Here is a 7,655-nt window from a genome sequence, read left to right as displayed (position 1 = left end):
CGTCGATCACGTAGCTGTAGGAGCCGTCTTCGTTCAACGTCAGGCTGCCGTACTGGCCATTCAGTGCCGTGCCGACCGTGCCGCCGGTGTCACCAAACTCGACCGTGGTCACCACCTTGGTTTCGCCATTGGCCACGCTGTCGACATCGCTGTCGTTGTTCAGCACGTTGCCGCTGGCATTACTGCCCACGCTGCCGTTGGCCTCGCCGCCCGCTTCTACCGCGATCGCCGTGTCATCGGTCGCCACCGGGGCATCGTTCTGTCCCTGGAGGGTAATGGTCAGCGTCGCGGTATCGGTAGCACCGGCCGCATCGGTGACGGTATAGCCGAAGGCTTCGCTCAGAGTCTGGCCGCTGGTACGCAGGGCCTGCACCGCCGCATTGCTCTCGTCGATCACGTAGCTGTAGGAGCCGTCTTCGTTCAACGTCAGGCTGCCGTACTGGCCATTCAGTGCCGTGCCGACCGTGCCGCCGGTGTCACCAAACTCGACCGTGGTCACCGCCTTGGTTTCGCCATTGGCCACGCTGTCCACGTCGCTGTCGTTAGCCAACACATTGCCGCTGGCATTACTGCCCACGCTGCCGTTGGCCTCGCCGCCCGCTTCTACCGCGATCGCCGTGTCATCGGTCGCCACCGGGGCATCGTTACTGCCCTTGATAGTGATGGTCAGCGTCGCGGTATCGGTAGCACCGGCCGCATCGGTCACGGTATAGCCGAAGGTTTCACTCAGGGTCTGACCGCTGGTACGCAGTGCCTGGACCGCCGCATTATTCTCGTCGATCACGTAGCTGTATGAGCCGTCTGCATTCAGTGTCAGGCGGCCGTACTGGCCATTCAGTGCCGTGCCGACCGTGCCGCCGGTGTCGCCGAACTCGACCGTGGTCACCGCCTTGGTTTCGCCATTGGCCACGCTGTCCACGTCGCTGTCGTTAGCCAACACATTGCCGCTGGCATTACTGCCCACGCTGCCGTTGGCCTCGCCACCCGCTTCTACCGCGATCGCCGTGTCATCGGTCGCCACCGGGGCATCGTTACTGCCCTTGATGGTAATGGTCAGCGTCGCGGTATCGGTAGCACCGGCCGCATCGGTGACGGTATAGCCGAAGGTTTCGCTCAGAGTCTGGCCGCTGGTACGCAGGGCCTGCACCGCCGCATTGCTCTCGTCGATCACGTAGCTGTAGGAGCCGTCTTCGTTCAACGTCAGGCTGCCGTACTGGCCATTCAGTGCCGTGCCGACCGTGCCGCTGGTGTCACCGAATACCACGCCGGTAACAGTGCTAGTATCGGCGCTGTCAACATCACTATCATTACCGAGCACGTCACCTCTGACCTCACCTCCAGCGGTAGCATTGACAACACCACCGGCCTCGGTAGCTATATTACTGTCATTCTTCGCCACCGGCGCATCATTCAACGGGGTCACCGTCAGCGTGGTGCTCTGCACATTACTGCTCTCGGCTCCCGCGTCATCGGAATTGGCGTCGGTCACCTGCCACTGCAGGGTGCGGGTGGCGCTGGTCGCGGTCGGATCGTCCGAGCTGCAGGCGAAGGTCACGCTGCGCAACACCGCCTGGTAGTTGGCCACCGAGTCGGTACCGGTCAGGGTCAGCACGCCAGTAGCGCTGTCGTAGCTGGCCGAGATCACAGTGCCGGTGGTGGTCGCCGCCAGCACATCGCCGCTGGTCAGGCCGGCGCTGAGGGTGACACTGGCCCCGGTCAGCTGGCTGTCGTCGGCATCACCGAGGCTGATGGTGCCATCGATCACCGTGGCGGAGGCGTTCTCCGTATAGGCAGCCGTAGCGGCCGCGGAGACCATCGGCGCGTCGTTGCTCGGCGTAATCGCCAGCGTGGTGCTCTGCACATTACTGCTCTCGGCTCCCGCGTCATCGGAGTCGGCGTCGGTCACCTGCCACTGCAGGGTGCGGGTGGCGCTGGTCGCGGTCGGATCGTCCGAGCTGCTGGCGAAGGTCACGCTGCGCAACACCGCCTGGTAGTTGGCCACCGAGTCGGTACCGGTCAGGGTCAGCACGCCAGTAGCGCTGTTGTAGCTAGCGCTGATACTGGTGCCGCTGGTGGTCGCCGCCAGCACATCCCCGGCAGTCAGGCCGGCGCTGAGGGTGACGCTGGCCCCGGTCAGCTGGCTGTCGTCGGCATCACCGAGGCTGATGGTGCCATCGATCACCGTGGCGGAGGCGTTCTCCGTATAGGCAGCCATAGCGGCCGCGGAGACCACCGGCGCATCGTTGCTCGGGGTCACCGTCAGGGTGGTGCTCTGTACTGTGCTGCTCTGAGTCCCGGCGCCGTCGGAGTTGGCATCGGTCACCTGCCACTGCAGGGTGCGGGTAGTGTTGCTGGCGGTCGGATCTTCCGAGCTGCTGGCGAAGGTCACGCCGCGCAGCACCGCCTGGTAGTTGGCCACCGTGTCGGTGCCGGACAGGGTCAGCACGCCGGTAGCACTGTTGTAGCTGGCGCTGATGGCGGTACCACCGGTGCTGGCCGCCAGTACATCGCCGCTGGTCAGGCCGCTGCTGATGGTGACGCTGGCGCCGGTCAGCTGGCTGTCGTCGGCATCGCTCAACGTCAGGCCGTTATCGATCACGGTGGCGGCGGCATTTTCGGTATAGCCCGCCGTTGCCGCGGCACTCAGTACCGGCGCATCGTTCACCGCCACTAAAGTAATGGTCGAGGCAACAGCCAACAAGGCGGCGGTATCTTCACCGTCGTTGGCGGTACCGCCGCTGTCCTGCAGGCTGGTCAGACTCACGACGCGATAGCTGGCAGTATCAGGATCCTGACTGTTGTTCTGGTAACTCATGCCGTCGACCAAGGTCTGAGCCGAGGCGGTCGGCATGTTGCCGCCGGTCAGCAACACGGTCGCGGTGGTGCCGCTGACACTGACATTGTAACTGAGGCTGTTGCCGGCGGTGGTGCCGCTGGTGCCGTGGGTCAGCACAATGGTGGTGCCATCGATGTTGATACGCTCGTTGCTGCCGTTGGTGACATTGGTGACGGTGAAGCTCAGGCCGTTGATGCTCTGTCCAGCCTCGACGGTGCTGATGCTGGTGCCGCTAAACAGGATGGCCGCGCTGCCGTCCTCGGTAAAGGTCGGGTTGCTGGCGATAGCAGTCAGAGTCGGTTCGTCATTAACAGAAGTAGAGACAACTGTGGTTGTAGCGTCGTTCGTTGTAGACGTACCATCGCTAACCGAAATGGTAAAGGTTGTGGTTTCGGTCGAGCCGGACGCAACCCGGTTTTCGGCTGGATCGAATACTAGCTGACGAATAGCCGTTTGCGCACTGGCAGCGTTGGTAGTGGCGAGGCTGTAGTTGCCATCTCCATTATCGGTAAAGCCTGATGCGGTCAACGATGCTTCGGTAAAGGCCCCTTTGGCCGCTGAGTCCAGCGAGATATTTACAGTCAGATTATCTCCCTCGGCATCGGACAAGGCCACGGCGGAAAACGGCGTGATAGTGCCAGTATCGTTTACATTCTGGCCGCTGCTGCTCCCCCCGATGACAGGGGCAGCATTAGCAGGCACGACTTCTCCCGGCGGTGGTGGCGCATTAGGATCTTCAGCTATAGGCCCGTAGCTCTGTCCATTCTTGAAGGTGGTGCCCGCACCATCGTCGACAAACAGGTAGGGGCTAACTGCTTTGTCTTTCATATCAAATACGGCAAAGCCAATTCGGTAAGTACCCGCTTCACTCGCCTTTAAGTAAGCGGTCTGCCAACCAGTACTCGAATAGCTGCCAGTTGAATAGTTGCCAGTACCAGGAGTGATCGCCCCCAAAATTCCGATCTCGGATTGGACGTTATTAACCAGAGGCTGATCGGAGACATTACTCAAATTGACAAAGGAAATGAATGAGGCATCGTTATAATATTCACTGTCTGTTGCAAGAAAGTTCCAGCCGAAAGACAGCACCTCACCAGCAGATAAACTAACATCCTGATAGATATAGCTAACTTGGGTAATCGCAGTAAACTGTTCATCAATATAACTTTTACTTTCAGAAGACAGACTCAATTTATCAGTCGCTACGCTTGCCCAGTCTTCGCCACTGGTAGCATTCAGAGAAGCCATAGTTGAACCATTCGGATTGACTGTCCACGAACTACCTGAGATGGGATAGTTATCGCCGCCACTGGCAGTGACAGTCCCCCCTTCAGTCCAGCCACTCATCCCACTTTCAAATCCGAGATTCACCCCGCCAAGCAGGTCGTCATAAGCGGCAATCACAAGCGGGGAAACAACATCGTCACCATCATTGGACAAGGCAACCTGCTCCAACACCCAATCGCCGCCTGCAATAGTACCGCCAGTTGCGTCCGTCGAGGCGCCAATATCGGTACCGGTCGCCTGGCCGAGCTTACCAATGAATGCAAATCCAGCATCGCCGGCGGCGATATTACAGCCATAAAGCATAATATCGCCGTGCTCGGTCAACGTTTGTCCCAGTTGCTGAAGATCATTCGAATATTCGGCAATATTGGAGTCATTCAACGTCAGCGACCCCAGCTGTAGCGCACCGTCACTGCCATGGCTCAAAATATGAATGGCGTCATAACCCTGATTCTGCTGCGCCCACACTGCCAGTTGCGCCAGCCCGTCCTCACTGCCGTCGATCAGCTGCACTTCGATACCGGCGCCGATGCCGTCCACCAGGGTCTGATAGTCTTCCACGCTGCTGTCTACAAAGGCCACTTCCTTGCGGCCGTTATTCTGGCTCGGGTCAGCAGCTGTAATCTGTGTGGGCGCCAGCGCCAGGTCGCCATCGCTGAAGTGCACGGCCTGATCCGGAGCAGGCTGATGCACCGCATCCTGCTGAAAGGCCACATCGGTGGTCATGTCGACGGCGGTGGCCACGGCGGCACCATCCAGCAAAATGCGTGATTCAAGGGCGGTGATCAGCGGCTTGCGACGAAATTTGGGTAATGTTTTCGGGGTATCTTGCTTGTTCATGGCATCTGTCCCTGGTCGGCTCAGGGCGCCATACAAGACACCCGGCAAAAATATAATGAGGTTACTGGGTGCTATCGGTAGTGAAGTAGGCGGTGGCGCTCATTCCCGGCATCAAGGCGGCCGACGGTGTCAGCTCTGCACGCAATAGCAGGGTCTGGCTCACCGGATCGATGGCCGGACTGATGGCGGCAATGGTCGCCTCCACTCTGGCGCCGGTTTCATCTATCTGCAGCGTTAACGGCATGGCTGGCTGCAACCAGCTCAGCCAGGTGGCAGGCACCACCACCTCGGCCTCAAGCCGCTGGTCGGCGACAATTTCGATCAATTCCTGCTGCTGGCGAATGTTCTCGTGCTGGTTGACCAGCACCGTCACCACCTTGCCGTTGTAGGGAGCCTTGATTCGGCAGCGCTGGGTATTGATGCGGGCGATACGCAATTCGGCCTGGGTCTGGGCGTATTCCGACTGGGCCAGCGCTACGTCCAGGCTGCCGATCGAGCGCAGCTCGTTCAGTTGCCGGGCGTTATCCAGCTTGACCCTGGCGGCGGTATGCTCTGCCGCTACCTTGCCGGCCTGGGCTTCATACAGGGCACAATCGAGCCCGACCAACAGATCGCCCTTGTTGAAGCTTTCTCCCGGCCGTTTCGGCAGGCTGGTGATCCGGGCCGCCAGCTCGCCGGACAGCACAGCCCTGTCCCAGGCGTTGATCACCGCCCGGGCCTTGTGCTCCTCGGCCTGAATAGACGAGGCCGAAAAAAGCAGGGCCGCCAGCAGCAGGCCCTTGTTCGATAATGGTGTTATCAACTCATGTCACCCGTGCTGTCAGACTCTGCGCCGTTGGCCGGTACCGGCTCATTGTCGGCATTCGCAGACGGCACCATCGCCGCCGCGTCGCTAAACTCACCACGCTGCCACCGACCAAAACGCTCGCCAATGGTGTCGGCCAGTGCATCCACGCTGCTGGCGGCATAATCTTCCGGCAACAAATCCATGCCCATGGTCACAAAGACCCGGCCGTAGCTGTTTTGCAGATCCGCATAGGCTACGTCGCGCCGCAGCTCGGCCAGCAGGGTATTGAGCGACTCACGGATCAAGTCCAGTTCCGAGGTCCGTTTCATGCGCGCGGCATTGACGGTTTGCTCATTGATGCGGCTGGCCACGTTCAGGTAGCGATCGGCCAGATCAAACGACTTGCGTGACTCGTTATAGCGGATTCTGGCCAGATGCACCTGGGTCAGCACCGCCATGGATGACGCCAGGCGCTGCTCTTCGGCAAGCGCCTCACGGGTCTTGGCCAGACGGCGCTCGGCGCCCACCTTGAATACATCGAACAGGTTCCAGCTGACCTGGGCGCCCAGGGTGGTCCAGTTCTGATTGAGCAGATAATCACTGTCGTCCTGGTAAACGCCCGCATTGAGACTGATACCCGGCAACATTTTCAGAATGGCGGCTCGGGTGTCGGCGGCGGAAATACGCTGCTGGTAATAGGTTTCCACCAGCTCGGGCCGCTGGTTCAGCGCCAACTCTTCCATAGTCGCCAGCTCTACCGTCAGCTCGGGCACACTGAAGTCGGGCTCGTTTACATCCGCCAGCTCGAATACCGTGCCGGGTTTCAGCCCCATCAGCCCGGCCAGCTCGGTTCTGGCGTTGGACAAGTCCTGCTTCAACGACTGCAGCGAGCGCAGCACATCGAGCAGTTCGCGCTGATAATACAGCGCTTCCATCGGAGAGCGCAGTTGCAGCAATTCAACCTGACGCGAGTCGTCAAGCGCGGCGGAGGCTTGCTCAATCAAGGGACCGATTTTCTGCAGCAAGCGCTCGGCCGACACCGCCCGCCAGTAGGCACCGCGCACATCCTGGGTGATGTTATGGCTGACCTTGCGCTCCCGCTCCTTGGCAATCAGATAACGATCCGCATGCTGCTTGGCACGCACGTAAGACAGGCCGAAGTCGAGCACATTCCAGCTCAGTGCTAGGTCGTAGGTGGAACGCTGTTTATCCTGGGAAATGGAATAGGAAGGATTGGGTCCAAGGGGCTCGGGGTGTCCGTCCTGAAAACCAACGCTGGCGGAGGCGGCAAAGTTGCTGCGCTCGGAATAACCGGCCGAGGCGGCGAGACTGGGCAGCATTTCATGCTGAACCAGATCGATCTGGCCCTGCTCCATCGCCGATTCCAGCGCCTTTAGTTTTTTATCCCGGTTGTTGCGCACCGCGCGGGCAATGGCATCTTCCAGCCCGATACTATCCAGCACCTGATCTTGCTCCTGTGCGAGCAGCGTCATGTCTGCCTGCACCGTTGCGCTGACGTTATCGGGAGAAATCGCTTCTGGAGTGACGGCACAGCCAGTGATGGCCAACACCATTGATGAGGCAAGCAAGGTCTTCTTGAACATATATTAATCTCTTAACTTTCTGAGGGAGCCAGTATCCGTTTGGCTATGTTCACTGAACAGTGACGTTAACCGGAGATAGTAAATACAGGATGAATTTAAAAGGAATCAGGAGGGTGAGGCAGGAGTGATCTATTCGATATCGATCGGGCAGCGTAGCCCAACCCTGTAAGGCTGTAGTATGAATCACAAGTAAAACCCGCTTTATCGTCCATGAATAACCGCAGATAATTTATGTGTAAAATAATTTCGGATGCTAGCAGCGTTAGATAAGAGTATCAAATGAAAACCTTTGATTTTCAGT

3 protein-coding genes are annotated in these 7,655 nt (G+C 59.2%); all 3 read right to left on the bottom strand.

Going from position 1 to position 7,655, the window contains the following annotated elements; translation table 11 throughout:
• Positions 1 to 4,963: DUF4347 domain-containing protein (locus ABD827_RS01620; protein ID WP_344961742.1), on the bottom strand; the 4,963-nt coding region annotated here is incomplete at its 3' end.
• A gap of 61 nt (positions 4,964 to 5,024) precedes the next feature.
• Positions 5,025 to 5,765, bottom strand: a complete 741-nt coding sequence (locus ABD827_RS01615) for an efflux RND transporter periplasmic adaptor subunit (RefSeq protein WP_344961740.1) — start codon at positions 5,763 to 5,765, stop codon at positions 5,025 to 5,027.
• Positions 5,762 to 7,354 (bottom strand): TolC family protein, encoded by a 1,593-nt coding sequence (locus ABD827_RS01610; RefSeq protein ID WP_344961738.1) that lies wholly within the window; start codon positions 7,352 to 7,354, stop codon positions 5,762 to 5,764. Before ABD827_RS01610 ends, ABD827_RS01615 begins: the two co-directional genes overlap by 4 nt.
• Positions 7,355 to 7,655 lie beyond the last annotated feature (301 nt).

It is taken from the genome of Oceanisphaera sediminis (genome assembly GCF_039539745.1).
Lineage (GTDB): Bacteria > Pseudomonadota > Gammaproteobacteria > Enterobacterales > Aeromonadaceae > Oceanimonas > Oceanimonas sediminis.
Note: the sequence above shows the minus strand (reverse complement) of the source record. Positions and strands in the feature narration are given on the sequence as shown.